Source organism: bacterium (assembly GCA_035505375.1).
Taxonomy (GTDB): domain Bacteria; phylum Hydrothermota; class Tepidihabitantia; order Tepidihabitantales; family Tepidihabitantaceae; genus UBA2258.
This window is the reverse complement of the sequence record DATJQV010000069.1, coordinates 1-23,536: the sequence shown is the minus strand read 5'-3', so window position 1 is coordinate 23,536 and position 23,536 is coordinate 1. Positions and strand designations below refer to the sequence as shown.

Annotated in this window: 21 protein-coding genes; 19 read left to right on the top strand and 2 right to left on the bottom strand. The window is 61.6% G+C overall.

Annotated features, from left to right (window positions below):
- Nucleotides 1-50 precede the first annotated feature (50 nt).
- From VMH22_10775 to VMH22_10740, 8 genes are all read left to right on the top strand, one after another.
- Nucleotides 51-3,116: a hypothetical protein gene (locus VMH22_10775; GenBank protein HTW92179.1), complete on the top strand. Its 3,066-nt coding sequence runs from the start codon at nucleotides 51-53 to the stop codon at nucleotides 3,114-3,116.
- A gap of 4 nt (nucleotides 3,117-3,120) precedes the next feature.
- Entirely contained in the window at nucleotides 3,121-3,327 is a 207-nt protein-coding gene (locus VMH22_10770) for a hypothetical protein (GenBank protein HTW92178.1), read from the top strand.
- Between the two features lie 36 nt (nucleotides 3,328-3,363).
- On the top strand, nucleotides 3,364-4,581 hold the full coding sequence (locus VMH22_10765; GenBank protein ID HTW92177.1) for a WG repeat-containing protein: 1,218 nt from the start codon (nucleotides 3,364-3,366) through the stop codon (nucleotides 4,579-4,581).
- 665 nt (nucleotides 4,582-5,246) lie between these two features.
- Nucleotides 5,247-7,841 carry a tetratricopeptide repeat protein gene (locus VMH22_10760; GenBank protein HTW92176.1) on the top strand — a complete coding sequence of 865 codons (2,595 nt, stop codon included), beginning with the start codon at nucleotides 5,247-5,249 and terminating at the stop codon, nucleotides 7,839-7,841.
- 63 nt (nucleotides 7,842-7,904) lie between these two features.
- Nucleotides 7,905-8,462, top strand: a complete 558-nt coding sequence (locus VMH22_10755; protein HTW92175.1) for a hypothetical protein — start codon at nucleotides 7,905-7,907, stop codon at nucleotides 8,460-8,462.
- 68 nt (nucleotides 8,463-8,530) lie between these two features.
- The gene (locus VMH22_10750; GenBank protein ID HTW92174.1) at nucleotides 8,531-9,604 is read left to right on the top strand and encodes a GNAT family N-acetyltransferase; all 1,074 of its coding nucleotides are present in this window, start codon (nucleotides 8,531-8,533) and stop codon (nucleotides 9,602-9,604) included.
- 183 nt (nucleotides 9,605-9,787) lie between these two features.
- Complete coding sequence (locus VMH22_10745; protein ID HTW92173.1) at nucleotides 9,788-10,108, top strand: nucleotidyltransferase domain-containing protein; 321 nt, start codon at nucleotides 9,788-9,790, stop codon at nucleotides 10,106-10,108.
- The gene (locus tag VMH22_10740; GenBank protein ID HTW92172.1) at nucleotides 10,105-10,512 is read left to right on the top strand and encodes a HEPN domain-containing protein; all 408 of its coding nucleotides are present in this window, start codon (nucleotides 10,105-10,107) and stop codon (nucleotides 10,510-10,512) included. The genes VMH22_10745 and VMH22_10740 overlap by 4 nt, the downstream gene beginning before the upstream one ends.
- A gap of 216 nt (nucleotides 10,513-10,728) precedes the next feature.
- Here VMH22_10740 and VMH22_10735 read toward each other — a convergent pair whose 3' ends face one another.
- A complete protein-coding gene (locus VMH22_10735; protein HTW92171.1) occupies nucleotides 10,729-12,546 on the bottom strand; it encodes a TonB-dependent receptor in 1,818 nt (605 codons plus the stop codon).
- Nucleotides 12,547-12,732: 186 nt separating this feature from the next.
- Between VMH22_10735 and VMH22_10730 the strand changes: the two genes are divergently transcribed.
- The 11 genes from VMH22_10730 to VMH22_10680 all read left to right on the top strand — a co-directional run bounded on the left by VMH22_10730 (nucleotide 12,733) and on the right by VMH22_10680 (nucleotide 21,784).
- On the top strand, nucleotides 12,733-13,188 hold the full coding sequence (locus tag VMH22_10730; protein ID HTW92170.1) for a formylmethanofuran dehydrogenase subunit E family protein: 456 nt from the start codon (nucleotides 12,733-12,735) through the stop codon (nucleotides 13,186-13,188).
- A 164-nt stretch (nucleotides 13,189-13,352) separates the two neighbouring features.
- Nucleotides 13,353-13,934, top strand: coding sequence for a DJ-1/PfpI family protein (locus VMH22_10725; protein HTW92169.1), 582 nt, complete (start codon nucleotides 13,353-13,355; stop codon nucleotides 13,932-13,934).
- Between the two features lie 107 nt (nucleotides 13,935-14,041).
- Complete coding sequence (locus tag VMH22_10720) at nucleotides 14,042-14,443, top strand: DMT family transporter (GenBank protein ID HTW92168.1); 402 nt, start codon at nucleotides 14,042-14,044, stop codon at nucleotides 14,441-14,443.
- Between the two features lie 153 nt (nucleotides 14,444-14,596).
- Nucleotides 14,597-14,848, top strand: coding sequence for a hypothetical protein (locus tag VMH22_10715; GenBank protein HTW92167.1), 252 nt, complete (start codon nucleotides 14,597-14,599; stop codon nucleotides 14,846-14,848).
- A 314-nt stretch (nucleotides 14,849-15,162) separates the two neighbouring features.
- Entirely contained in the window at nucleotides 15,163-15,960 is a 798-nt protein-coding gene (locus VMH22_10710) for a methyltransferase domain-containing protein (GenBank protein HTW92166.1), read from the top strand.
- A gap of 74 nt (nucleotides 15,961-16,034) precedes the next feature.
- Nucleotides 16,035-17,303 (top strand): double-cubane-cluster-containing anaerobic reductase, encoded by a 1,269-nt coding sequence (locus tag VMH22_10705; protein ID HTW92165.1) that lies wholly within the window; start codon nucleotides 16,035-16,037, stop codon nucleotides 17,301-17,303.
- A gap of 9 nt (nucleotides 17,304-17,312) precedes the next feature.
- Nucleotides 17,313-18,062: an acyl-CoA dehydratase activase gene (locus VMH22_10700; protein ID HTW92164.1), complete on the top strand. Its 750-nt coding sequence runs from the start codon at nucleotides 17,313-17,315 to the stop codon at nucleotides 18,060-18,062.
- Between the two features lie 107 nt (nucleotides 18,063-18,169).
- Nucleotides 18,170-18,343, top strand: coding sequence for a hypothetical protein (locus tag VMH22_10695; protein HTW92163.1), 174 nt, complete (start codon nucleotides 18,170-18,172; stop codon nucleotides 18,341-18,343).
- 103 nt (nucleotides 18,344-18,446) lie between these two features.
- Nucleotides 18,447-20,240, top strand: a complete 1,794-nt coding sequence (locus VMH22_10690) for an Omp28-related outer membrane protein (GenBank protein HTW92162.1) — start codon at nucleotides 18,447-18,449, stop codon at nucleotides 20,238-20,240.
- A 24-nt stretch (nucleotides 20,241-20,264) separates the two neighbouring features.
- On the top strand, nucleotides 20,265-21,044 hold the full coding sequence (locus tag VMH22_10685) for an Omp28-related outer membrane protein (protein HTW92161.1): 780 nt from the start codon (nucleotides 20,265-20,267) through the stop codon (nucleotides 21,042-21,044).
- Nucleotides 21,041-21,784: a T9SS type A sorting domain-containing protein gene (locus VMH22_10680; GenBank protein HTW92160.1), complete on the top strand. Its 744-nt coding sequence runs from the start codon at nucleotides 21,041-21,043 to the stop codon at nucleotides 21,782-21,784. Before VMH22_10685 ends, VMH22_10680 begins: the two co-directional genes overlap by 4 nt.
- Nucleotides 21,785-22,375: 591 nt before the next feature.
- Here the strand turns inward: VMH22_10680 and VMH22_10675 are convergent.
- Nucleotides 22,376-23,536 (bottom strand): sialidase family protein (locus tag VMH22_10675; GenBank protein ID HTW92159.1); only part of this gene is annotated, 1,161 nt, incomplete at its 5' end.

The following is a 23,536-nucleotide window of genomic DNA, read 5'->3' as shown; positions in this document are numbered from 1 at the left end:
ATCGACTAACGGAGAACGCCGCGTGGATCAACACATGGTCAGCAGCACCAGTGCTCGGGCTGATTGTGCGAGTACTGCAGTCGATCGCTACGTGGGTGAATGGGATCATCGACAGTCAAACGTTGATGGCCATTCACTCGGCGCTGACCGGAACCGTCTTTGCTCTTCTCATAGCCATCTCCGTTGGGATGCGCCGAGAGGAGGAAAGCGACAAGACGCGTGTGCTTCTGAGGGCTGGATCCGTGTATCCACTTGCACTTTGGGCGGTGCTGGGATTCCCCACCCTCATGGTTCAAGGCAACGTTCCCTACAAGGTGCTTCCTCCGCTGGCACTCGCCCTGTTCATGGTCCCGTCTCTGTACCGACTTCTGCTAATCCTCCTAGACGGGAATCGCCTCCGTGCGGAACGAACCGCGCTCTTGAAGGACATCCTGAAGCGGCACATGAATGTATCAGAGGATAGGCGTCTAGCGATGTTGAATCTGCAGGACAGCCTGGATGCATCGGGCATAGAACTGGTCTACTTCCGGCATGCTCCGAAAGGAACAGCCTATCACAATGTCTATGCTCCTGAGAGGGGACTTGTGACCAAGCTGGACTTCGGCGTCTTGAAGGAACTGGCTGGGGTAATTGAGGAAGCAGCCAACGATGCGGAATTCACCTTTCGCGCGGTCGAGTCGAGTCCGGAACCGCAGAAGGCATCCGGCTCCACTCCCGGTACCAGCCAGGGCCGCAGGCTGGCCGAGAACAGACGAAGGTACCTAAGGGCGGGATACGGAGACATTGTACACGAAGCTAGCCCAGTCATTAGCTTCGACCAAGACTTGGTTCGCGATCCCCGTGCGTTGGCCGAGGTGCGGAGACTAGCCCGGCGGGCATTCAAGCTAGACCCGAGGTACGAGAACTTGACCTCAGAGCTCAGGCCAGCTCTCGAGAGACTCCGAGACCAGCTTGCGGAAGCAGTTCGCAATAGTGCCCAGAGCAGAATTGACGAATGCGTCAGCACGTATGTCGAGCTAGGATCCGCGTTCACTGAATACGCATTGGACTGGGAGAAAGATAACCTCCAGCGAGATGGATCAGACAAGTCAGAGCCAGCGATGCACGAGACCGAGTGGATACTGCATGACATTCGGCGCGTCGTCGACGAGGCAATCCTCACCAGGTCCCCCGAGAGCATCTACAAGACTGGATTCCTGGGTGTGACGATCATCCTAAGTAGTGGCATGTTCAAGACTCCCTCTCTCTTTCTGTCATTCCTGAACGAACCCCTTCGCGCTTTGCTGGACTCTGCCTCTCAACGACTGGACAACGAAACACGGCGACAGGTGATTGACGCAATCGCGGGGTGGATCAAGCAGGTGATGTGGGCACTCTCTGGGCGCGTGACCGCCGCACTGGACGACACCGGGACTATCCCGGAGGCGCTCACAAGGTCGATTAGGAGCACGCTCAACGTGACTCAGAATCTGCTCAGGTCAGCCTGCAATTACAGACACAAGGATGACATCGTGGACCTGCTCAACGCTGCCGACGGTCTCCACACACACGTCGCGGACGACTCACCATACGGCGAGGAGGAACTTGAACTGGAGTTGAACTATGCGAACCCATCAGTTGAGCGAAATGCCAGCCTGCAGCGGACCAAGGCGCGCCTGCATGCCCTGAAGAACCTACGGAGGGACTTACGTGGACGCACAGAAGTAATGCATCTCTGGATGGGGGGTTGGCTGTTAGAGCGTCGGCAACGCGAACGCGATGAGACTCTGTGGGCCGATCTGTACGGCGAAATCGAGAACCGCCTACCTTCGCAGTTGTCAGAGCTTGCAGACGCGTACCTGCGTGCGAGCAGGGCGGAGTTTCCTGGCACTTGGGATACGCTCCTGTGGAGAGAGCCACCACATCACGTCGGTCGAACAGAGTCCATAGACAGGGTATTTTGCATGAAGGCACTTCGGCTCACTGCCGAAGGTCAAGGTGGGGAGGCGGGGCTGAAGCCCGTCGCTGAGCTCGCGTGGGCCGTGTCGGGTGAGCACGGCTTGCTTCAGATGCTCGACGAGATGGCACGGGCTGGTGCCGCGGGGGAAAGTCTATTAGGGGATAGACAGAGGGCGGCGATACCAACTCTGAAGCAGGCGTTTGAGCGCGTGAAGAAGGAGTTCGAGGACAGCGAACTCGCACGAATCACCGGTGCGCCCATCCCGGCCAGTCGTGTGGTCGCGCTCGCGGCCGGCGTCGCCGAAGGCTTCGCCGACGGGGGCTGGTTCCGTCCACTGTTGAAGAAACTAGGCAAACATGAAGAGCGGTTGACCGAGACCCCATCGGACAAGGCTGACACTTTCTTTGGTTTCAGTGAACTCCGCGACAAACAGGAGTTCGTTGACCGCACCGACAGCGATGCCCGGCAGAGGGGGAAGGCCGTGGGCGAGGCAGTGGCCGGCGGAGAAGATGCGTTTCTCGCCAAGCGTCTTCTCGACTGGTGCACGGAAGTCTCCGTCGGCAGCGTAGATGCCCTGATCGCCCAGTTCGGCACCAAACGCGACCTGGCTAAGGCGGTCCTTCTGACGACCTACACAAGCATGGCAGAGTACGTCCGGGACAATCCATCTTACGTACCGCGCTACAGTGACCCGCAGCGCGAGCCCCTCGTCCAGCGGCAAATCGGCTGGATACGACGCGGAGACGTGTACGTGCCGGTTGTCCCAGTCCACGTCGAAAGTCCATCCAAGGACAGGGGAGGGGAAACCCTCGCGGTCATTGATGCTGCGAGCATCGGTCTTCTCATGCAGTACAGCCCACTCCCAGTCGGCGGCGATTCTTCGAAGATACGCGGACAGTGGTACGTGGACGTCAGGTCAATGAACGATCTGCCCGCACAGGTTGAGGAGTTCCTGAAGAATGCTCCTGACTGGCTCAGCAAGAATCGCGACCAACCTGAACAGGAACGTCATCTCAAGTCCCTGGTCTGGTTTCAGGTGCTTGAGCGGTTCACATTCGACAAGCCTGATGACTTCCTTGGCCTGAGACTGGTGCTATCGGGTGCAAAGGAGAATGACACAGGCACCTCAGGCCCGACTACGCTCAGCGAAAGCGAGGATGCTGGCCGCGCGGCATGACAGAATGGTTGAACTGGTGGAGCGGATGCTCGACCCTTCGGCAGGCTCAGGGCAGGCTCTGCACAAGCAGTTGCCCAAGGCCAAGACTCCGCATGAGCAGGAATCACTCCAGCGCCAAACCGCAACCACCGACAGTGCCATCGACACGCTGGTGTACGAGTTGTACGGACTGACGGAAGAAGAGATTCAGATATTGGAGAAGACAGGATGACTGAGATTGAATTACCGCAAACAAAGGAGACATGACATGATGAGACAGGCCCTGATAACCGCTCTCGCGCTGTTGGCGACGCTGTCTTTCGGCCAGACGGCGGGCACGCCGGCCGTGACGCCAGAGCAGGAACATGCCGCACTGTTCCACGTCTGTGACAGCTTGAGGTGCGGCTACATTGACGCGAACGGTAAGCTGACTATCGCCCTGAAGTTCGCCGGCGCCAGGGGCTTCTCTGAAGGATTGGCAGCGGTCAATGTCGGTGGGAAGTCTGACAAGTGGGGCAACGCTACGGGTGGGAAGTGGGGCTATGTCGACAGGACCGGCACTTTCGTCATCAAGCCACAGTTTGACGGCGCCGAGGACTTCTCTGAAGGTCTGGCAGCGGTCAACGTTGGCGGAAATTCGGGCGAGTTCGAGGGCGGCATCGTTGCGGGTGGGAAGTGGGGCTACATTGACAAGACCGGCAACCCTGTAGTCAACCCGCAGTTCGCCGGCGCCAGAGACTTCTCTGAAGGGCTGGCAGCGGTGAACGTCGGTGGAGAGACGCATTCCGTATTTGGCGTCGAAGGTGGCAAGTGGGGTTACATCGACAAGACCGGCAAACTCGTCATCGAGCCGCAGTTCGACAAGGCCGAAGACCTCCGCGAGGGGTTGGCGATGGTAAACGTGGGCGCGAAGTCGGACACGGAGGGCTTCTTTGCAGGAGGAAAGTGGGGCTACGTTGACAAGAGCGGTGAGTTCGTCGTCAAGCCGCGGTTTGACGATGCCAAGCACTTTTCCGAAGGACTGGCAGCGGTCAACGTTGGTGCGAAGGACAAGTACGGCGGCGCTGTAGGTGGGAAGTGGGGCTTTGTTGACGCGACCGGCAAGCTCGTCATCGAGCGGCAGTTCGACGAGACCGACGACTTCCACGAAGGGCTGGCGCCGGTAGGGCTGGACGGAAAAGAAGGCTACATTGACAAGACCGGCGAGTTCGTCATCAAGCCGCGGTTTGGCAAGGCCAAGCACTTTTCCGAAGGACTGGCAGCGGTCAACGTTGGCGGGAAGTTGGACGAGTACGGCTACGGCTCGGTTGACGGTGGGACGTGGGGCTATGTCGACAAGACCGGCAAACTCGTCATCGAGCCGCAGAGCGAGGAGGCCAACGATTTCCACGAGGGGTTGGCGCCGGTCGGGCATGGCGGGAACCAAGGCTACATCGACAAGACCGGCAAGCTCGTCTGGAAGCCTTCGAACCTCAAGAACGACTAGCTTCAGGCGGGCGATGAGCGCGACCTCATGGGCCAAAGGGCCAAGTCCCATGTTTATGAGCGATGTCAGGGCGCAGCGCGGCTTCGCCGCGAGTGACCAGTTTGCAGGTTCCAGTTCCCAGTTGATAGCACGGCAGACGATGATGACAGCCGATGGCTTGCGGCTAACAGCTTGCGCCCCATGACCCCGTTCGGGCAGGGCGTAGATCGTTTGATGAGGTAGCAGGTGAGTGGTAGTGTGATGAGACCGAGCAATGGACACGCGTCGCCGTTTGAGCAGATTCGCCGGACGACTGCTGCTGGCGCTGAGTTCTGGTCGAGCCGGGAAGGACCATTTCGTTGACCTCACCGAATTGATCGAGATGGCAAAGACGGTCAATTGGCAAAGTCATGCCCGAGAACCTGCCTGCGGCCGAGAACATCAAGAAGGTCGAATCTCGGAAACGCAAGGCGCTGCGGCACAAGCCGAAGGCTGAATGACACTGCCAAGACGCGGCGAGGGTCAATTCATTCTAGATTGATGATTCCAGATTGCAGATTGGCGGAGGCGGACTGCAAGCGGAGGATGCCGGCAGCAAGGCGCGGCGCCGCTTGTCGGTCTGACCGAACGGGGCTTGACTTCGACTTTGGCAGGAGGCATATTGATAACATGAGGAGTTGCCGCCCATGCCGATAAGACCGAAGCACACGCCGAGCGAAAGCCGGCCGGTGGCGGCGCGCCAGTTCACGGACCGGGAAGACTTCATCGCCGCGTTCCGGCGCGTTCTCGCCGAGCACCGTCCTGATGCCAACACGGTCCTGGTCTATTTCGGCGTGGGCGGCATCGGCAAGACCAGCCTGCGCCGGGAGCTGCAACGGCTGATTGACGGCCGGTCGGACGTGTTAGCTGCCGCGCTCGATTTCGACCTGGCCCAGTACCGTGACCAGGAGACGGCGCTGTTCGCCCTGCGCAAGGAACTCCAGCGTAAGTACAAGGTCGGCTTCCCGACCTTTGACATCGCCTATGCCGTGTACTGGCAGAAGACCCATCCTCAGACACCGATGAGCAAGAACAACTTCCCATTCCTGGAAGACAGCGTGCATCTGCTGGACATTATTCATCTGGCAAAGGACCTGCCGTTTATCGGAATCGTCGCCCGGCTGGGCGTGCTGACGGTCAGAGGCAGCCTGCTGGTCAAGGACTGGTGGGAGAAACGGGGCCACCAGGAACTGAAGGGTCTGGTCGGGATGGAACCTTTGGACATTGCCGGACGCCTGCCGATGTACTGGGCATCAGATGTAAGAGCAGCTCTTGCCGGCAAATCGGCCGTCGTCTTCCTGGATACCTATGATGCGCTATCCGGGTCCGAACGAGTGGAAGGCAAGCTGCGGGAGCGGGAGGCCTGGGTAAGGGAACTGGTGGCGCAACTGCCCGAGGTGCTCTGGGTCATTTTCGGGCGGGAGCAGCTCCGCTGGGCAGAGGCGGACGAGGAGTGGGCCGGCGCCCTTCAGCAGCACCTGGTCGGCGGCCTGGGTGACAGCGATGCCCGGCGATTCCTGGCCGCCTGCGGGGTCGACGACCCCGCGATTCAGAGCACAATCGTGACCAGCAGCCAGGGCGTGCCGTACTTTCTTGACCTGGCCGTCGACACCTGGGTTGAAATCAAGGAACGGCACAATCGTACTCCGCAGCCGGATGACTTCGCCCACACCCGGCTGGAGATGTTTGACCGCTTCCTGCGCCACCTGACTCAGCCTGAAGTCGAAACGCTCAAGGTGCTTTCCACGCCGAGGTTCTGGGATTACGAGCTGTTCAAGGCGCTGGTGAGTGAGTACCACACCGGCTATTCGCTTACTGCCTTTGCCGACCTGTGCCGCTTCTCGTTCATTGACCAGGACCCGGCGTCGGGGCATTGGCGAATGCACCAGCTCATGCGCCAGAGCCTGCAGGAGCACCAGGCCCCGGAGTTGAGAGAGCAAGTGCATCTGTTTCTCTTGAACTACTACGCTCGGCAACTCAAGGACATCGCGCCAAACAATGTGACTGAGGCACACATCCGCGCTTTCGCCGAAGCAAATCATCACGGCAGTCTGGCGGCCGAACCAGAGAGCTTCACGGAATGGTGCAACAGCATACTGGTGAATATCGAGCGGACCGGGCGGTGGCAGCAACTCCAGCTTTCGCTGACCCGGGAGCGATATCAATCGTTCGTTGCGCGCCTGGGACCGGACCACCCGGCGGCAGTGCGAACGCTGGGCTACCTTGCGGGGTGCGAAGTGAAAATCGGGGATCTTCGCTCGGCCGAATCGCTCCTTCAGGAGGCACTGGCGCGTGGTGAGAAGGTCCTGGGTAAGGACTCGATACCGTACGTGCGTATCCTGGTGCGGCTTGCCGTCCTGTTCTATGATCAGGCTCGTCTCAGCGAGGCCGAGCCCCTGCTCGATCAAGCGATCAAGACTCTGCGCAGCACGACTAAGCCGGACCGAATATTGCTGGCCAACGCACTTGCCACTCTCGCCGGAGTCTGCCATTTCGGCGCCCGCTACCGCGATGCTGACGCGCTGTTCTGTGAGGCCATCGCCACACTGCGGGCGGCAGGCGAATCCGACCCGAAGGGAAGTCTCGGGTCGGTCGAAATCGCATTGTCGGAGGCGCTGCTCAACTACGGGGATTTCTGTCAGGAACAGGACCGGTTGCCGGAAGCGGAACACCTGTTCCGCGAAGCATTGGAGATTGCCGAACGCGCGCGCGCGCCCGACAATATCGTGGCCAGCCGTCTCGACGCGCTGGGCTGGCACCTCCTCCGCACCGGGCGTTACTCTGACGCCGAGCCGTTCCTGCACCGGGCATTCACGTTGATGGAGAGCATGGTCGGGCCCGACGACATCAATCTGGCCCGTGGCCCGATGCACAGCGTGGCCGAACTCTACCGGCTGCAGGGGCATCTTGCCGAGTCCGAACAGCTACATCAGCGCTCACTGGCTATCATTGAAAACGCCGTCGGGCCTGAGCATCAGGATGTCGCGTTCCCGTTGTACGGCCTGGCTGAGCTGCGCCTGGCCACGGGCAAGTACGGTGAAGCCGAAGCTTTCTACCACCGGGCGCTGGCAGTCCGTGACAGAGCGCTCGGCCCGGAGCATCCGGAGACCGCGCGAGTCCTCGACGGCCTGGCCCGGCTCTGCGAACAGACCAACCGCACGGCCGAAGCGCAGGTCTGGCGCGGCCGGCTGCAGGCAATCAAGGACAAGAGGGAGTCCGAGCGTGTCGTGCCCGCGGCTTGAACTGGGCGGAGGGCGGAGACCGATACGAAAGGAAGCCCGGACTGCCGGAGGAGCGAGGCGGCGATGAACCGAAAGACGAGCAGACCTGCGCCGATGATGTTGATTGTCGTGGCGGCTGTCGTCACGGCAGTCGAGGCCTGGGGGAGTCCGGCCGCCGTGCTGCCAACCAGCACTTTCGTTAGCGACCCTGATTTCTGGCTGGCGACGTCGACCAACCTGGTCGGCACTGGATACTTTATCACGCGCGTTCACGCGCCTGCTGCAGCACCGTATCTGGGCGCGGGAACAGAGTTAGTGGGAATTCCGATTCTGGCTTCGAGCATTGTGGACCTCTCTCACAAGAAGAGCGATTTCAGCACTTGGGCAGGAATCGGTTATGCCACGTGGGCCTTGGGGGCCGCGACAATAGACCATGTGCTGAAGGTTGAGTACCGCAGCCCTGCCAGGCCCGCGATTCTCATACCCTATGTTGCCGGCTACTATGCGGCTATAGGGTGCCTCTCTGCTGCTCAGTACCATAACGGCTACCTGCCATGGGCGATTGCGGGTGGCACCTGTCTTCTCACCTTGGCGAGTTCATTCTACGCCCGTGCAAAGGAGACCGAACGAGCGAAGAGATGACACACCCGGCGCGGCATGACAAGATGGTCGGGTTCAGGCGGAGAGTGATGAACGATAAGCGATGAGTGATGGGTGCGGAACGAGGGGCGAAGAGCGGCTCGGATGAGGATGAGATCCGACGCGGACGCGACTCTGAGGGAATGAGTGACACCACCCCGCAACCGATGAGCCTGGTCATCAGGCAGTTTGCTCCGGCTGACTACGCGGCCCTGGCCGAGATATGGAATGCCAATTACCCGGACTATCCGACGACGCCGGGCGAGCTGCAGATCGATGACCGGGATCGCGAGAAACGGTGCCGACGGGAGCGCTGGGTCGGAGAAGTCGGCGGCCGCGTGGTCGGCTTCGGCTGCTTCGACCAACCGGCAACATCGTATCATCCGCGGCGGTACTCGCTCACGCTGAGCGTGCTGCCCGATTTCCAGCGCCGGGGCATCGGTTCCGCGCTCTACGAGTGCGTGGCGCGTGAGGTCGCGCAGTACGACCCGCTCTCGCTGCGAGCGATTGCCGGTGAGGACATGGCCGGCCGTATCCGGTTCCTGGAAGCTCGGGGTTTCCGGGATGAGTCCCGCTGCTGGGAGTCGGAACTGGACGTGTCGAGGTTCGACTCGGCGCCGTTTACCGGTGTCGAAGAGCGCATCCAGATTCAGGGCATCGGAATCCGGACCATGCGCGAGCTGGAAACAGAACCCGACCGGGACCGTAAGCTGCACGAACTGATCTCGGATGTCCAGGCCGACATGCCCAGCCCGGAGCCGTACACGAGACTCAGCTACGAAGCATTCCTCAAGCGGATGCGCGGGGACGAGAATCTGCTGCCGGATGCCTTCTTTGTTGCCGTTGATGGTGGCGACTATGTGGGGGTTCATTTCCTGCGCCAGGTGCCGGGCAGCCGGGCACTCATGACCGGGGACACGGGCGTAACAAGGACGCATCGCCGGCGGGGACTGGCGCTTGCGCTAAAGCTCCGGGGCATCGGGTACGCGAGGGCACACGGCCATCCGTTCATCAGGACCCTGAACGATTCTTCGAACCAGTCGATCCTTGCCCTGAACCACCGACTCGGTTTCAGGCGCAGCCTGGCATGGGTGGGCTTCATCAAGGAGTTCACCGGGCCTTCGACCGGAACCGGCGGAGTATGATGGATAGCCGCCTATTACGGGACGATGTCAAGGCGCGGCGAGATTTCGTGTATCGTTGAATCGAAGGATTCGTACATCGTCCGACATGATAGTGCTCGTGGCGGTAGGCTTGCGGCTGCACATAATGACCTCGACCGGCTGGGCTGGTTTGACTTATTCCATTGCTCGGCATATAGTTGAGCGATGACCGACAGAGAACGGCTGTTGCTCCGGAAGTTGAAAGCCAGGATAGCGGAAAGGCTCGTGCTGGTTCGGCTCGTCCTTTTTGGGTCGCGCGCACGCGGCGACAACGAACCGGATTCGGACTTTGACGTGCTGGTCGTCCTCGAAGGTCCAGTTTCGCGCGAGTCCGAGGAGTATGTCCGGTTCTGCGCTTGGGAGCTGGGCTACGAGAACGGGCTTGTCATTTTCCCGCTCGTGGTTTCGCGCACAGAATGGGAGGAAGGCCCTTCCAGCGCCTCGACGCTCGCATTGGCTGTCGAGGCCGAAGGTGTCGAGGTTTGAGGCCGGAGCACGTTTCCGAGCTGGTCAGCCTGCGCCTGCAGCAGGCCAGGGAGACCCTCGCCGATGCGCACGTCCTGCTTGACGCCGGGCGGACTCCCCGGAGTGTTGTGAATCGGGCGTATTACGCGATGTTCTATGCAGTGCTGGCATTGTTGCAGAACGTCGGCAGGGCGTCATCAAAACACGCCGGGGTCATCAGCCTTTTCGATAAGGAGTTCGTGCATGGTGGCGCGTTCCCGACCGAGATGTCTCGCTCCCTGCATCGGGCTTTCGACGAGCGTCACGAATCCGACTACGAGACAGTCAAGACCGCGACACGGGAAGAGGCCATGGAGTTGCTCGTCGAAGCCGAGCAGTTCGTGCAGCGGGTGGTCGAATTCCTCAAGACTCCCGTAGCGAAGTAACTCCGCCGACTGCGAGGACCTTCTCCCCGAAGAATCAGTGACATCCACCTGTCTCTGAGCGATGTCAAGGTGCGGCGGGGAGGGCTGACGGCTCACAGCCGACAGCTTGCGGCTTGCAGCCTACCGCACGGACAAGATAGGACTCGCATCGTTGAATGCGCCGCTAACGGCTGACGGCCCGGCCTCTCTTGCCTGCCGGCCGACTGTCGTCTGCGGCTAGGATTTCTTCAGTTTCAATCCCACGCTGAGGGAACGCCCGGGCATTCGGTACAGACCCGCCTGCGACCCGGGCACGTTTACGTACTCGTCGTAGGACCGGTTGAGCAGGTTCTCGACCGAGGCAAACACCCCGAGCCAGGACAGCAGTCCGTATTCGGCCCGCAGGTTGAAGGTGTAGTACGCGGGGATGGGTGACTGCGAGCTATCGGCCGCAAAGTAGCGGGCGACATGCTGGAATGTCAGGTCGAGGTCGAGCCGCTTGATGGTCGCGCCGGCGGAGACGTCCAGTTTGGAGCCGGGGCGGTCGAGGGTGTTCACCCCGAAGTCCGTGAACGTGTAGGAGATATTGCCGCGCCACGGCCCGGTGCGCAGTTGCAGGCCGGCCTCGATTCCCCTGAATGCGAAGCTGCCTTTGTTCTGGAACTCCACCGGCGGCACGCGGCCTGGAACGTACGCCACATCAATCAGATTCGACCCCCGCAGGATGAACCCCGCCAGGTCGGCGCTCAATCCTTCGGCCACGCGTTGGTTCACGCCTAACTCGTAGTTCCACGATACTTCGGGCTTCAGGCTCTCGTTCTTGGGTGGGAAGACCGAGGTGTAATTGAGGGGCGCGTAGCGGAACCCGCGGCCGACATTGGCCCGCACGGTTGTGTTGTCCGATGCGTGACCCACGACGCCGAACTTGGGGCAGAGGATCGGACCGCTGATGTCGTCGTATTCGTAGCGCAGTCCGGCGTTGGCCGTGACCGGACCGAGGGTCTGCTCGTCCTGGGCGAACACGCCCGCCTGCTGACGATCCCAGGTGGGCTTGGCGGTGTCGGACTGAATCCAGGTGCCGGAAAGCAGGCTGCCCTCGAGCCCGGCTTGGACCAGATTGCCGAACGCGAACCGCCGCTGGCCGTGAATAATCACGCCATCGGTGTAATCGGTGGAGTGCCAGCCATCCGTCGGGTCAAAGAGGTTCATGCCGAAAGTCCGGTAGACTTTGGCGAATCCGCCGAACGTCTCCGAGCCCAGCGTGCCAGTGAGGTCCAGGCCGGCGCGGTCGTACTTGTTCCAGCCGGTCGCGACAGCGGTGTCCGGCGCGGTCGCGAGTTTGGGTTCGTGCTTCACGCCGGTGTAGTACTTGCCCGTAAAGTCGAGCCGGAACGCGGAGGAAAAGTCGTAACCGGACCGCAGGGAAACGTCATTCCCGTTGTACTGCGAGTTGGGCAGATTGCCGTCGGACATCGCCTTGTCCACGGACAGCAGTGCGTCAAACCCGCCCTGCTTCATGCCGGCGCTGGCCATTGCGTGACGGGTGTTGAACGAGCCATAGTCGAACTGCGCCCCGAGTTCCAGCGGCTTCTCGGCCCGACGTGTCACGATGTTCACCACGCCGGCCATCGCATCCGAGCCGTAGAGCACCGAAAGCGGCCCGCGGACCACCTCGATGCGCTCGACGTTGTTCAAGGGCAGCGTGTTGGTGATGGTGCAGCCGTAGATGGGCATCTTCTCGGGACGGCCGTCAACCAGCACGAGGACCCGGGTGCCGTTGTCTCCGACGCCGCGGATATCGATATCGGTGCGACCGAACTGACCGGTGTGCTCGACGAAGACGCCGGGCATGCCGTCTAGCGCCATCGTCGCGGTGCGGGCGGTCGTCCGCTCAAGATCAAGGGCAGTGGCGACACTGATCGAAGCAGCCACGTCGCGCACCGGCATGCGTACGCGGTCCGCGGTCACCACAACCTCGTCAATGGTCAGGACGGAAGAGTCCCCGGACGCGCCGCCGGGAACGGTAAGCAGGGATAGAACGAGAAGCAGGGTCATCGGCAGTTCCTTTCCAGGTTAGCGATTCGCGGACCAGTAGGTAGACATCACGCCGGTAGCGGGTCTCCCAGTGTTACGGATTCAGGAATCGTAACACCGGAAGAGTTGCCGGTCAAGCGGGGCGGTGCCTGCCCCGCATTTTCACGCTTGAACCGACGGCCATTCCGAATACCATCTGACGCTCACATGGAATCGAAGCACCCCAGCCTCGCCGCCGCGGCCCGGTTCCACGGCCATCTGGGGCCGTGGCTTGCGCTCGGGCTCAAGGCCGGGTTGCGCGCCCGCCGGGAACTGGGCGCTTCCCCGTTCGAGCTTACCGCCCACGTCTTCTGTCCGGCACGGACGCCCTATAGTTGTTTCATCGACGGCGTGCAGGTTGGGTCGGGCTGCACGCTGGGCAAGGGGAACATAAGCTACGTCCGGGCTTCCGGCTGTCGGGTGGAATTCCGGCGCGGCGGCGGCCGGAGCTCACCGGTACGCGCGCGCCGCGTCGAGCCGGCCGGACTGGTCTATCGCCTCCGGTCTGAGGTATGGGATGAACTGCACGACGGCAAGGAAGACGGATGGGAAGCGGGAGCCCGGCTCGGAAGGCAGATATACCGCCGTCCCTTCGAGGCCCTGTTCGGGATCCACAGACGTTAGGTTCGCAGCCGGGCATCGGCGATGGTCACCTTCTTTGACAATGGCAGCAAAGCGCGGCGAGAGAGGGCGATGAGCTTGGTTGGACGGACAAGGGCCGACGGCTCACGGTTGTCAGCGTGCGGCCCTGTCCCTAAGGCGGCACATGCTATCGAAGGGGATAGCGCGTGAGGAAACGACGCACGGTTGCGATTCTGCTCTTCGACGGAGTGGAGCTGCTCGACTTCACCGGCCCGGCGGAGGTCTTCATTGTCGCCGCCGAGGGCAAGGCGTTCCGGGTCATCACGGTTGCCGAGCACGTGAAGCCAGTTCACACCATGGGCGGCTTGCGAGTTCTGCCTGACTTCGACATCACGACAGCCCCACGGGCGGACATCGTCGTCGTTCCCGGCGGCGCGACGGAGAATGTCGGCCGCGCGGGACTGGACTGGATTCGGCGAGCGGCCGCGCGCGCGGACATCGTGATGTCGGTCTGCATGGGCGCGTTCGTACTCGCACGTGCCGGGCTGCTGGACGGCGTCAGAGCCACCACGCATCACTGGGGTGTCAAGCGACTCAAATCCGCTGCCCCGTCGTGTCGGGTAGTGCGGGGCGAGCGCTTCGTCGACTGCGGCCACATTATCACAACCGCCGGCGTCACCGCGGGGATTGATGGGGCGTTGCACATCGTCGAGCGACTGCTCGGCCGTGCGTCCAGGCGCTGGACGGCGCGGTCGTGGATGGAGCATGAAGGGCAGTCGTGCCGCTGATGACGGCGGCAAGGACAGCCGGATTCGACTTTACCGGGGGCTGCCTCAGCAGGCCTCCGATGTCCCCGGTGGTTGACTTCCGCAAGCGGTCACACTAGCATCACGCCATGGACTACCGACTTCTGTCCGTGTTCGCGCTAGTGCTGTGGGGAACCTGGGGCTTCCTTGCCAAGATCATCTCAAGCAGCGTCTCGCCGCAGAGTCTGGCGTTCTGGAGTACCATCGCCACCGTGATTCCGGTCGCCGTTTTCGCGCTCACCGACGGCAGCGGGAAGTGGCTCCGCCCGCACCCGATGGCGCTCGGGGCCGGTCTCGCCTATGGCCTCGCCCTGGTGTTCTTCTTCATCGCGCTTCGGCGTGGGCCAGCGTCAGTGGTCGTGCCCTTGTCCGGCATGTACATATTGCTGCCGGCGGTTCTCGGGTTCATCTTCTTGAAGGAACCGCTCACGAAGACGCACGTCCTTGGTTTGGCTTGCGCCGGCCTCGCGGTCCTCTTCCTGAGTCTGTAGGCCCGCGCTGCATGTAGCTTGACAAGGTCGGGGCAAGGTCTATCATCGTATCGGTGACTGCCGACCGGTCAGCCGTCGTGTACCCAAGAGACTCAAGGCAGATGTCGGCACACACCCTGGGAGTCTAACCGTCGGAAGACAACAGGAGGAGCTGTGGCCAAGTATATCATAGTCCTGAAACCCATGACCGCCGAGGCGGTGAAGACCGCCTGCGCGTCCGTCATCGCGGCGGCGGCCGGTACCGGCATAACACTGGACTGGGCCTACGTCGACCGGATGACCCACCAGCCGATTTGCTGCTGGGAAGCACCTGACCGCAAGAACATTGAGGGTCTGTTCATGCGCGCCGGCCAGCAGATAGAGAGTCTGCGCGACGTGGAAACCTACAAGGCGCCCCGCGGGTAGAGGTACCGGAGCGGGAGGCCGGCGGCGCTCGCTTGACTTGGTCGGGTCGGGTCATATGATTATTGATGGCAAGCATGATGTTCTGTGAGCCCGTGAGGCCGATACCATGACTCGGTCGAGCCGCTGGGGCCGTGTGCCCCGGAGACCGAGCGAGAAGGACTCAGTTACCAGTTACCAGTTACCAGTTTCCAGTCACGGAGCCCAGCTAACAACCCAAGCTAGACAAGCGGCATGATTGACCGGCTTTGTGCCGGCAGTTTGCCGGCTAAGAATCGAAGAATAGGTCCAACAGGACCTATACTGACGGAGGCATAATGCAGAAGCGTTACGATTACACGGGCAAGGACGTTCAGGACGTTTACGACGGGCCGGGCGGCTTGCTGTGGGAAGCAGTGATGTCCGAGCAGATACACTCGGGCAAGGACGAAGTGACAGACCGGATGGCTGCGGCGGTTGGTCTGAAGCCGGGGATGCACGTGCTCGACGTGTGCTCGGCTCTGGGCGCGCCGGCGCGCCACATCGCGAAGAAATATGGCGTGAAGGTGACCGGCCTCGACTTCACGAAGACGATGCTGACCAAGGCCATCGAGCGGACCAAGGCTGCGGGGCTCGACAACCTCGTCACGTTCGTCGAGGGCAACGCCATGGACATGCCGTTCAAGAAAGACACGTTCTGCGTGGTCTGGGGCCAGGAAGCGTGGTGCTACGTTGCGAACAAAGATCAGCTCATGGAGGAGGCGTACCGGGTGCTGGCCCCGGGCGGGAAGATAATCTTCACCGACTGGGTCATCACCGGTAAGGTCGACGAGCCGCTGCTGGCGAAGCTGTACGAGTCGATGGCGTTCCCATACATGGAGACGCTGCAGGGCTGGGGCGACCTGATGAAGAAGTACGGATTCAAGAACATCACAGTTGAGGACCAGACCGCGGAGTACGCGAAGTGCTTCGACGAGTACAAGACGATGGTCGAGGTGGACCTGAAGCCGACCATCCTGAAGAACTTCGGGCCGGACCTGTTCGGGTTCGCGACCGGGCTCGTGAACCTGTGGCGCGATGCGGCGCACGCGCACCAGGTCGGGCGTGGTTGGTACGTTGGAGAGAAGCCTAAGTAACCGAGACCGAGCCAGACGAGCGGGCGGCAGATGAGATGCCTGCCGCCCGCCGCCACCTGAGCAAGGAGGCAGGCATGCCGGAACACAACACGTTGCTCGCAGAACTCGGGCTGGACGTGCCGCTGCACGATGAGCTGTCGCAGGCCACCGAGCGGTCGTTCCAGCGCACCATCGGCTCGCAGCAGAACCGGCCAAAGGCGATGGCCTACTTCGACGGGGTTCTGCACGGCGCGCACGGCGGCCGCATCGCCGAGCTGGTGGAGGCGCGCAAGGCCGGCCGCAAGGTCGTTGGTACGTTCTGCGTCTATGTGCCCGAGGAAGTGGTGATGGCGGTTGACGCCATACCGATTGCGCTCTGCGGCGGGTCGCAGTTCACGGTTCCCTTTGCGGAGAAGACGTTCCCGCGTGACATCTGTCCGCTGGTGAAGTCCACGCTCGGGATGGCGTTCTCCAAGACCTGTCCCTACGGGCCGATTCTGGACATGATGGTCGGCGAGACGACCTGCGACGTGAAGAAGAAGACGTGGGAGATTCTCGCGGACCCGACTTTCCATGTGATGGAAGTCCCGCAGAAGAAGGAAGCGATTGACATCGAGCTTTGGCGCAGGTCGGTGCGTGAGTTCAGGGACAAGACCGAGGAGATTACCGGCCGGAAGGTGGAACCGGGAAAGCTCGCCGCCTCAATCAAGGTGATGAACGCGAAGCGCCGAGCGCTCCAGCGGCTCGGAGAACTGCGCCGGAGCGACCCACCGCCGATCAGCGGGTTGGATGCGGTGGCCGTGATGCAGGGCGCGCTAAACGACGAGCCGGTTCGCTTCACTGAGCATCTGAACATCCTGAACTCCGAGCTTGAACAGCGGGTCGCGGCCGGCATCTCGCCGTTTGCGAAGAGTGCGAAGCGAGTCATGATGTCGGGCTGCCCGTCGGTCATGGGCAATTGGAAGGTGCACCACTTGGTCGAGTCGTCGGGCGCCGCGATTGTCGCCGATGAGACCTGTACCGGTTCGCGCTACTTCGAGAACCTGGTTGACGAGACTGCGACAGACCTCGACGGCCAGTTGTCCGCGCTGGCCGATCGCTACCTCAAGGTCAATTGCTCCTGCTTCACGCCGAACTTCGAGCGGCTCGACGCGGTTAAGCGGATGGCTGGGGAGTCTGCGGTGGACGGAGTGGTGCAGTACGTGCTCCAGTACTGCCACACCTACAACGTGGAGGCGATGCGGGTGGAAGGCGCGCTGAAGGGAATCGGGAAACCGTCCCTGAAGATTGTGACCGACTATTCAGAGGAAGATACGGGCCAGTTGCGCACGCGGATTGAGGCGTTCGTCGAGCAACTGGGCTAGGAGCCGCAAATCCTGACCACCGGGCTCGATATCGGCTCGCGCACGACCAAGGTTGCCGTGGTCGAGGACGGCAGGCTTGTGCACAGCCGGGTCGTGGATACCGGCACTGACCCGCTGGCCCGTGCGCGGGAACTACTCGACGGCCACGACGGCTTGACCGTCGCGACCGGATACGGTCGCCATCTTGCGCGGGAGAAGCTCGGGCTGCCGGTTATCACCGAAATCAAGGCCCACGCGCTCGGGGCAAGCCGTCTGTTCCCGCAGTGCCGTACGGTCATTGACATCGGCGGCCAGGACTCCAAGGTCATACGAGTCGAAAAGGAGCGACAGGTGAACTTCGAGATGAACGACCGGTGCGCGGCAGGGACCGGCCGCTTCCTTGAGGTCATGGCGATGACGTTGGGGTATACGCTGGCCGAGTTCGGTTCTGAGGCGCTGAAGGCGCAGGAGTCGGCGAACATCAACTCGATGTGCACGGTCTTTTCCGAGTCCGAGGTCGTGTCGCTCATCGCCGCCGGTAAGAGCAAGCAGAGTATTGCGCTCGGCCTCCACGAGTCAATCGTCAACCGGCTGCTGGCGCTGGTCGGCCGTGTGGGCGCGGAACAGCAGGTTGTTATTACCGGTGGCGTAGCGCTGAATCCATGTATCCGGACCCTGCTGGAGCGGAGGCTCGGCCTCCGGCTGCTGGTGCCGGAAGGACCGCAGATTGTTGGCGCGCTCGGCGCAGCGCTCAGCGTCCGTAACGGGAGCGCCCATTAGCCAGCTCATCAGTTTGGCCAGGCAGGCGGTGCGTCATGACTTAGGAGCTTGGAGGAGATTGACAGTCTCACCTCCAATACCACCTGCCTGGCCTTTGATCTGTGCACATGCGGGTCGCGCAGAGTGACGTCTGGTTTTGCGGTGTCATGCTGCTGAAAGGAGGTCATACGAAGCGACGTCTGGCTTTCGCGATACTGCTGACCGTGGCGGTCCTTGCGCTCACGGTTGGCGTTATCCGCGGAAACCCCGAAACGATTCACCGGTTCGCAGCGCAGATATGACTGTCCTGCATGGGCCTGGTCTAGGCCCGTTTGGTGACGGTGCGGGCACGTGCCTGCACATAGTCAGAAGTGTCCGTCAAAGTCCGAAACCAAGGAGGTCCGTATGAAACGTCTGTCAGTGCTGGCGCTAGCGCTGCTGGTCCCATTGGCGATGCAAGCGAGCCAGCGGGTGATGGTCTTCGAAGACATCACCGCCACCTGGTGCACTTACTGCCCAGGTGCAGCCCGCGGAATTGACGAGCTCAACTTCCGCACGAATGACTCGGTAGTCGCGATTGCGTACCATGCGTCGAACTCGGGCGACGCGTACTATACTGCCGACGCGGCCACCCGGGGAAGCTACTATTCGTTCTCGGGGTATCCGACTGTAATAATGGATGGTTCAAACCAGTCGGTCGGCGGTCTGCATACCGGAACGATGTACCCGACTTACCTGAACTACTACCGCACTCGCATCGCGGTATCCAGTCCTTTGACCATAGCGCTCTCGATAACCTACGACACTACCGCGCGCACCGGCACGGTCACCATCAAGATGCACAATACCAGCAGCGGCTCGGTCAGCGGGCAGCTCCAAACGGTGCTTACCGAGAGCCATATCTACTACCCGTGGCAGGGAGACGATAGCCTGCAGTTCGTGGAGCGGCTGATGCTTCCCTCCGCCTCGGGCGAGGCGGTGACTATCGCCGCCGGCGACTCCCTGACAAAGACGCGTGACTTCACCGTCAATGCGGCCTGGGTGGCGAAGAACTGCGACTTCATCGTGTTCGTACAGGACAACTCCTCGAAGGAGATTTACCAGGGTGCGCGCGTCTCCGTCATTGACGTCCCCGCACTCGCGTACTACGGCTATCAGTCGGCGAATCCGGTTCCGAACGGCGACGCCAACCTGACCGTGGGCCTGCGGAACATGGGCTCCGGCCTCGGGCAGAGCATCGCGGCGACCTTGTCCACGTCGGACTCCTACATCACGGTAACGACCCCGACGGCCAACTTCGCCAACATTGCGGCCGGCGGCGTCGGCTACTCCAGCACGCCGTTCCAGATCCACGTGTCCGCTAACTGCCCAAACCCGCATCTGGCCACCATGAACCTCGCGGTCACCGCGACCGGCGCGGCGGCTGCCAACCTGAGCTTTCCGCTGAACGTCACCACGACACCCGGGTTCACCGACAACATGGAAAGCGGTGTCGGCGGCTGGACGCACGGAGGTATCAGAGACAACTGGCACCAGACTACATATAACTCCTACTCGCCGTCCACAAGCTGGTACTGCGGCCTTGAGGGCAGCTACCAGTACACAAACGAAAACGACGCCCGGCTGATGACGCCGTTCTTCACCATCGGCAGCGACACAACCCTGAAATACTTCGTATACTACGAGCTGGGGAGCGACAACGGTGTCGTTGAGATAGACAACGGCTCGGGGTTCTGGCAATCGCTGATTGACTACTTCGGGTCGAGCTCGGGCTGGTATCAAGAGGACATAGGCTTGGGCGCGTACTCCGGACAGACCGTGCAGCTCCGGTTCCGCTTCATCAGCGACTACAGCGGCACTGCCGAGGGTTGGTACATCGACAACCTCGAGGCAGGTGCTCGGCTCGGCGTCGCCGAGAAGCCCGTGACCTCGGGGTGGCGAATCACGCCCTCCGCGAGCATCGTGACGACTACGGCGCGCGTGAACTACGAGGTCCCGATCGGCGTCACCGGGAACCTGTCCGTGTACGACGTGGACGGGCGACTCGTGCAACGGTTGGGCGGCAACCTTGCCGGCAGCGGGTGGGTAGCCTGGAACCTGAACAACGCGAGCGGGCACGCGGTCAAGGCAGGCACGTACTTCGTTCGCCTGTCGTCGGACCGTGGCGGAACCACCAGCAAGATCGTTGTGACTCGGTAGGTGAAGGCACCTTCGTTAAGCTTCATGTCCCGGGCCGCAAGCCTCGTGCTTGCGGCCTGGGGCCTGGGGTTCCTCGCCGGCTGCTCTGACGCGCCGATCATGCAGTTGAGGCCGACCAACCGGGTCGTGCTGGCCGAGATATTCACGTGGATGCGCTGCGGCTATTGTCCTTACGCCGCGCGAGCCTTGGACAGCGTGGCCGCTGACTTCCCCGACAGCATGGTCGTTGTTGCCTACCACCGCCGTGTAGCCGGCGACACGCTCAGCCCGCCCTACTCGGAAACCCGCATGGGCGTGTACTACAGCTCGGGCGGCGAGCCCGCAACCAGCTTCGACGGCGGGAATGTCGTTAGGACCTCGGGGCCGAGTGACAACTACCCGACGTTCCACGCGATGGCCCTGGCCGCCAAGAACGTCGTGCCCGAGGCCCAGTTGAGCGTGAGCGCAACGGCCGACGACAGCAGCGGAACGGTTACGGTCCGGGCAACGGGCGTCACCGCGACGCCGACCGATACCCTCAGGCTGTTTGTGGTGTTGACAGAGGACAGCGTGCGCGCCTACCTCTCGGGTGAGACCGACTCGGTGTTCCGACACTTAATGAGGCAGATGCTGCCCGGCGTTGACGGCGATTCGGTGAACCTGACGGCAGGCGACACGGTGGTGAAGGAGTACGACTTTCAGGTTCAGCCGTTCTGGAACCGCTCCCGGCTGGGGGTAGTTGCCTTTGTGCAGGACATCGAGACCCGTGAGGTTCTGCAGACGGCATACCTGAACAACATAGAAACTAAGGAGAAGTTACGATGAACGCGGAAACACGCAGTGGTCGCGGGCGGATTTGCTCCGCAACGGTCTGCGCTATTCTCGCCGCCCTTGCCGGCCCGGCACTGGCCGGCTACGGGTTCACCTTGGTTCCACGCGGCGACACGGTCCAACATGTCGGCCAGAACGGGACAGCGGTGTTTCTGTTCACCCTTGCCAACACGGGGACATCTCCCGATGTCTTTCGCTTCGACTGTCGTGTTGTGTCGGGCCCGACCGCCTGGGCCGTCGCGTGTTGCGATCGAGGCCAATGTCACCAACCCGGTGATGCGATATACGACACTCTCGCGGCCGGGGCCAGCGACACAACGCCCGACATCACGGTCTACACCGACACAACACAGGGAGAGGAAGTCGTCGCCCTGCGGGTGCGCTCGATGGCTGATTCGTCGCTGGCCGAGTCAATCGCAACTCACACGCTGATGACGTCCGGCATCGAGGAAGCGCCGCAGAATCCGCCGAGAGTCCTTTTCCATGTCTCACCCCAGCCGGTAGGGCGAGGCAGGCAGGCGACGGTAGCCTTCTCGACCTCAGGACCAGCCAGATTCAGTCTGGACCTCTATGACGCCGTCGGCAATTGGGTCAGCACCCTCGCCCAAGGAATCGCATTCGGTGGCAACCACACATTGCCCTTCGAGCCGGCTCCCAACCTGCCCACCGGCGTGTACCTGATTCGGCTCGCCGTCGGCAACCAGACCGCGACCAGCAAACTCATTATCGACTAGCCAGTCAAAGCCCACCAACCAGGCTGAGTCGGCCCGACTCGAATCCGCGTGTCCTCGCGTTCTGTTCTCCACTGGAAACTGGCACTTGGAAACTGGTCACTGGTTCTGCAATCGGCCTCGCCTCGCGAGTAGCTGTCAAAGTCGCCCTGCGAGTCCCTCCGCAAGCCAACTCGCGAGTCGCTTTCCCAGCCGCGTCCAGAGTGCCTTGCGGGGTCGGCCTGCAAGTCTCCGTCCGAATCGGCCGGAAAGTCGCCCTGCCAGTGCCTCCGCAATTCACGCCGCAGGTCGCCGTCCTGTCCGCCTCGCAGACCGCGTTCAGAATCGCCAGGGAAACCGGCCTACGAGTCCCTCCGCGAACCGCCCCCCGAACCGTTCCCGGAACGGTTCCCAGGGCGATTCGCACCGCGATACCTCAAGCGCACACCATGGCATCTAACGATGTGATTTTCAGTTACTTAAACAGATTGAGACTGGTCTGACTGGAGCAAGGTGCACCAAAGACGCCTTTCGCCAGCTCTCACCTACCGACCAAACCACTCAAACGTGGCTGGAAGGCCAGACCGCAGTTGCCTGTCCTGCGCTGGCCTACACCTACCGAGTAAGGACGACCTTGGTGACGGCCAACGGCTGACGGCTAACGGCTGACGGGTCGGCTCGGACGAAGTAGACACCGGGAGCCAGCGCCCGCACGACATTCGCGCCCGGCGCGAGGTCCATCACTCTCCTTCCACAAATGTCGAGCAGGCAGCTTGTGGCTTGTGGTTTGAGGCTTGAGGCTTCGGGCAGGAATAGCACGTTGCGGATGATGGTCGCAGATTGCTGTGGGCGAATGGAGTGCCGCTGTGGTTCTTCAGCGATGCCTGCCGGAGCGTTGGTCGCGAACCAGATCTCACCGGAACTTGGGGGGTTGGTCATCCATACCACATAGGCATTTCCAGACGAGTCGGCGGCGATGTCTGGATAGTCAATATCTTGAGTGTTGTCGTCGCTCACCAACTCCGTGTCGGACCACGAGGCACCGTGGTCGGAAGAGTATGCATAGTAGGCGCGGTAGTTCCCGCTATCGACCTTGACGATCATCAACGCCGCGTGTATGCGCCCGTCAGCCGAGATGGCAAGCTTGGAGCCGTGGTAATATATGTCGTAGGAGGAATCGAGTTCGGCGACACGCACGCCGGTGCCCCATGTATCGGGCGGCTCATAATAGGTCCGAGCACCAGTGATCAAACGACTAGGGACTCCCCTCTGGCCTGTGTAGTCGCAGATTATGTGTTGCTCATCAGCAACGACATGCGGCTCGAATGCGCCGCCGAGGGAGTCGAGCTGGACTCCCGGCTCGAAGGTTCGGCCCATGTTGGTGGAACGGTACTGGTATGCGTGAAAGGACACGTAATTGCCGCTGTGATGATAAGGAGCCGACGCGACCACGAGGTAGTGATTCGTACCAGGCTGTACATAGGCATCTGCGTCGTAGCATTCTACCCGCACCGTGTCGTCGTCCACGCGGACCCGTGGGCTCCAGGTAATACCCTTGTCGGTTGACACAGATGAATAGACGTGTCCTTGTGCCCAGACTACGAACAGGTTGCCGGCCGAGTCCAGCGCGACATGCGCCCAGCCGTAACTCCTGCCATGGATACAGACGGGGGAGCCCCAGGTGGAACCGCCGTCGTTTGAACGGATACAACTATACCAGTAGGACGCGCTGTCGGGATTGTCCTCGTAGACAATGTATATGTCGCCTTCCGAATC

Bases quoted from the DNA above. Each gene is read 5' to 3' on its own strand.
- VMH22_10730 (HTW92170.1), top strand. From the start codon at position 12,733: ATGGAATCGAAGCACCCCAGCCTCGCCGCCGCGGCCCGGTTCCACGGC.
- VMH22_10710 (HTW92166.1), top strand. From the start codon at position 15,163: ATGCAGAAGCGTTACGATTACACGGGCAAGGACGTTCAGGACGTTTAC.
- VMH22_10760 (HTW92176.1), top strand. From the start codon at position 5,247: ATGCCGATAAGACCGAAGCACACGCCGAGCGAAAGCCGGCCGGTGGCG.
- VMH22_10750 (HTW92174.1), top strand. From the start codon at position 8,531: ATGGGTGCGGAACGAGGGGCGAAGAGCGGCTCGGATGAGGATGAGATC.
- VMH22_10720 (HTW92168.1), top strand. From the start codon at position 14,042: ATGGACTACCGACTTCTGTCCGTGTTCGCGCTAGTGCTGTGGGGAACC.
- VMH22_10735 (HTW92171.1), bottom strand. From the start codon at position 12,546: ATGACCCTGCTTCTCGTTCTATCCCTGCTTACCGTTCCCGGCGGCGCG.
- VMH22_10690 (HTW92162.1), top strand. From the start codon at position 18,447: ATGAAACGTCTGTCAGTGCTGGCGCTAGCGCTGCTGGTCCCATTGGCG.
- VMH22_10705 (HTW92165.1), top strand. From the start codon at position 16,035: ATGCCGGAACACAACACGTTGCTCGCAGAACTCGGGCTGGACGTGCCG.
- VMH22_10680 (HTW92160.1), top strand. From the start codon at position 21,041: ATGAACGCGGAAACACGCAGTGGTCGCGGGCGGATTTGCTCCGCAACG.
- VMH22_10745 (HTW92173.1), top strand. From the start codon at position 9,788: ATGACCGACAGAGAACGGCTGTTGCTCCGGAAGTTGAAAGCCAGGATA.
- VMH22_10685 (HTW92161.1), top strand. From the start codon at position 20,265: ATGTCCCGGGCCGCAAGCCTCGTGCTTGCGGCCTGGGGCCTGGGGTTC.
- VMH22_10770 (HTW92178.1), top strand. From the start codon at position 3,121: ATGGTTGAACTGGTGGAGCGGATGCTCGACCCTTCGGCAGGCTCAGGG.
- VMH22_10765 (HTW92177.1), top strand. From the start codon at position 3,364: ATGATGAGACAGGCCCTGATAACCGCTCTCGCGCTGTTGGCGACGCTG.
- VMH22_10755 (HTW92175.1), top strand. From the start codon at position 7,905: ATGAACCGAAAGACGAGCAGACCTGCGCCGATGATGTTGATTGTCGTG.
- VMH22_10695 (HTW92163.1), top strand. From the start codon at position 18,170: ATGCGGGTCGCGCAGAGTGACGTCTGGTTTTGCGGTGTCATGCTGCTG.